This is a genomic window from Glycomyces dulcitolivorans (assembly GCF_003265355.1).
GTDB lineage: Bacteria > Actinomycetota > Actinomycetes > Mycobacteriales > Micromonosporaceae > Glycomyces > Glycomyces dulcitolivorans.
Map to the genome: position 1 here is coordinate 1 of NZ_QFRW01000049.1, position 2,646 is coordinate 2,646.

At 71.5% G+C, this 2,646-nt stretch carries 4 protein-coding genes and 1 pseudogene; all 5 read left to right on the forward strand.

Going from position 1 to position 2,646, the window contains the following annotated elements; genetic code table 11:
- Positions 1 to 423, forward strand: a pseudogene (locus DI269_RS02760) (hypothetical protein); the annotation flags it as partial.
- Positions 416 to 829 carry a DUF6220 domain-containing protein gene (locus DI269_RS02765; protein WP_157974725.1) on the forward strand — a complete coding sequence of 138 codons (414 nt, stop codon included), beginning with the start codon at positions 416 to 418 and terminating at the stop codon, positions 827 to 829. The pseudogene DI269_RS02760 and the gene DI269_RS02765, both read left to right, overlap by 8 nt.
- Positions 830 to 930: 101 nt before the next feature.
- Positions 931 to 1,488 (forward strand): NUDIX hydrolase, encoded by a 558-nt coding sequence (locus DI269_RS02770; RefSeq protein ID WP_112133606.1) that lies wholly within the window; start codon positions 931 to 933, stop codon positions 1,486 to 1,488.
- Positions 1,485 to 2,012 carry an NUDIX domain-containing protein gene (locus DI269_RS02775; RefSeq protein ID WP_112133607.1) on the forward strand — a complete coding sequence of 176 codons (528 nt, stop codon included), beginning with the start codon at positions 1,485 to 1,487 and terminating at the stop codon, positions 2,010 to 2,012. Before DI269_RS02770 ends, DI269_RS02775 begins: the two co-directional genes overlap by 4 nt.
- Complete coding sequence (locus DI269_RS02780) at positions 2,012 to 2,533, forward strand: NUDIX domain-containing protein (RefSeq protein ID WP_112133608.1); 522 nt, start codon at positions 2,012 to 2,014, stop codon at positions 2,531 to 2,533. The genes DI269_RS02775 and DI269_RS02780 overlap by 1 nt, the downstream gene beginning before the upstream one ends.
- The last annotated feature ends 113 nt before the right edge of the window (positions 2,534 to 2,646 follow it).

A 2,646-nucleotide genomic window follows, 5' to 3' on the forward strand; every position in this document is an offset into this window, starting at 1 on the left:
CTGCTGGAGGAGCGGCCGCAGTGGGCGCGGGGCACGGCGGTGCGCGAGCCGGCGTGGGCGGCGGGGTCGCCGGTGGGGCGCGCGTACGGCGCGGTGCGGTCGATGGCCGCGTACGGGTCGATGCTCCTGTCGGACGAGGCCGTCGAGGCGGTGGCGCGGACCGTGGGCTCGCGCGGCACGGAGGTCGCGGACCGGGTGCCGGAGCTGGCGGGTGCGGCGGGGCTGCCGGGTCAGGCGGGCCTGGGGGCGCGTCTGGCGGTGGCGGCCGCCTTGGCGCCCAACGCGATCACCGAGTCCGATGTGGATTCGTGGCGGGGCGAGGTGTTCACCGACCACTGCCTGGTCCATCTGCTGGCGTTCGGCGCGATGACCGCCGTCGACGCCGTCCAAGACGAAATCGAAACGAGGAATGTCGATGCTTAAGTTCTATCGGGTGTGGGTCGGGCTGCTGCACGCCCTGATCGGGATCCAGTTCTTCCTGGCCGGGTACGGCGCCCTCGGCACCGGCTCCCCCGACGAGTCGTTCTCCCTGCACATCATGAACGGCCGCGTGATCGCCGTCGTGGCGCTGCTGGGCATCCTGTTCGCGGCCCTCGCCCGGTCGGGCAGGAAGCTCACGGGCCTGGCCGCGGGCGTGTTCGGCCTGGTCGTCCTCCAGTCCGTGATCGCCCTGGTGAGCGTCGCCGGCACCGTGCCGGGGCAGATCATCTTCGGCTTCCACGCGATCAACGCCCTCATGATCATGGGCCTCGCGGAGTCCTCGGCGCGCCTGGCCAAGCGCCTCATCGAGGAGCGCCGGACCCCTGAGGCCGTCCCGGTAGCCGCCTGAAGCCTCAGGAAACCAGGGCCCGCGACGATCCGTCGCGGGCCCGACCCGTTTGCGGGAGCGGGCTGTTTGCAGGAGCACTGAAGCGGTGCGATGCTCGGGCGATGGCGAACACGGTTCGGCGCCGCTGCGCGCGGGTGCTGCTGGTGGACGAGGACGACCGGGTGCTGCTGTTCCACAGCCGCGACTACATGGGCCCGGGCGTCGAGTACTACGTCACCCCCGGCGGCGGCCTCGACGCCGGCGAATCCCTGGAGGCGGGCGCGGTCCGCGAGGTGTTCGAGGAGACCGGCCTGCGCATCGACGCGGCCGCGCTCGGGCCCGTCGTCGCCGAGACCGCCGGGATCTGGTCGGACGGCCCCGACCTCGTGATCGACTCCGAGGACTCGTACTTCTTCATGCGCGTGGCGCATTTCACCCCCGTCCGCGACGGCCTGGAGGCGATCGAGCGAGAGGAGTTCACGGCCGCGAAGTGGATGACCGCGGCCGAGGTCGCTGCCGCCGACGCGCTCGTGTTCCCCGCCCGCATCGCGTCCCTGCTCACGAGCCTCCTGGACGGCCCGAGACCCGCTGCGCCGCTTCGCATCCCGTGGGGCGCTTGGACATGGGACACCGATAGGGGCTGGACGACTACCGAGCGTGCCCCCATACTTGACCGGTGAGCGCGACGAACGAACCCACCCAGATCGACCGGTACGGCGCGCGGTGCATCGTGATCGACGAACAGGACGCGGTCCTGTTCATCGGCCGGTCCGCGACCGCGGAACGCCCCGCCCGCTGGTTCCTCCCCGGCGGCGGCATCGACCCCGGCGAGACCCCCCTCGACGCCGCCGTGCGCGAGCTGTTCGAGGAGACCGGCCTGCGAGCGGAGCCCGGCGACGTGACCGGCCCGGTAGCCCGCCAGCACTACCACGCGATGCGCGAGAGCGGCCCCTTCACGCAGGAGAACCAGCTCTTCCTGGTCCGCGTGGACCGGTTCGAGCCGCACGTCTCCGGCGGCGACGCCTACGAGGCCGACTTCGAGTTCAACTGGATCCCCGCGACCGAGTTCGGCACCACCGCGGGCTTCGACCACCCCATCGACTCGCTGACGCAGCTGGTGAAACGACTCATCGACGGCGACGTCCCGACCGAGCCGGTACAGCTGGAACCGGCCGGGACCCCCGCCGACGCACCGGCCACCTGATGGGCGGCATCGAAGCCGAGACCGGCGCCGAGTTCCGCACCTCCGCGCGCATCCTCCTCCTCGCCCCTGACGACACCGTCCTCCACGTGGGCGGCAACCGCTGCCGCGAAGGCGTCGAGCGCTGGTTCACCCCCGGCGGCGGCGTCGAGGACGGCGAGGAGCTCCACACCGCGGCCGTCCGCGAGCTGTACGAGGAGACCGCGCTCGACGTCGACCCCGCGGATCTCACCGGTCCGGTCGGGTTCGGCGTCTACGCCTGCTTCCCCCACCGCCGCCTGCTGATCCAGAAGAACTGGTACTTCTTCCTGCGCGTCGAGCGCTTCGAGCCGCGGATGCTCGTCGACACCGGTTACGAGAAGGACCTCGTCTTCAAGTGGCTGCCGATCGACGAGTGCGGTTCGACGGACGGGATGCTCGAACCCGAGCGGCTCGTCTCCCTCGTCAAGCGCCTGAAGGACGGCGACGCCCCCGTCGAGCCGGTCGACCTCGGCGGCTCCTACGGGCCCTGGTTCGTCAACTGAGGCAAGCGGAACGGCGCCCCGCCCGGAATTTCGGGCGGGGCGCCGTTCCCATTGTCGCTAGACCTCGTGCTCGGTGCGGTCGCCCGACCAGTCGGTGTGGAACGTGCCGTCGC

What these genes read in the sequence shown, in the direction of transcription:
- DI269_RS02770 (WP_112133606.1), top strand. Translation starts at nt 931, where the DNA reads ATGGCGAACACGGTTCGGCGCCGCTGCGCGCGGGTGCTGCTGGTGGAC.
- DI269_RS02780 (WP_112133608.1), top strand. Translation starts at nt 2,012, where the DNA reads ATGGGCGGCATCGAAGCCGAGACCGGCGCCGAGTTCCGCACCTCCGCG.
- DI269_RS02765 (WP_157974725.1), top strand. Translation starts at nt 416, where the DNA reads ATGCTTAAGTTCTATCGGGTGTGGGTCGGGCTGCTGCACGCCCTGATC.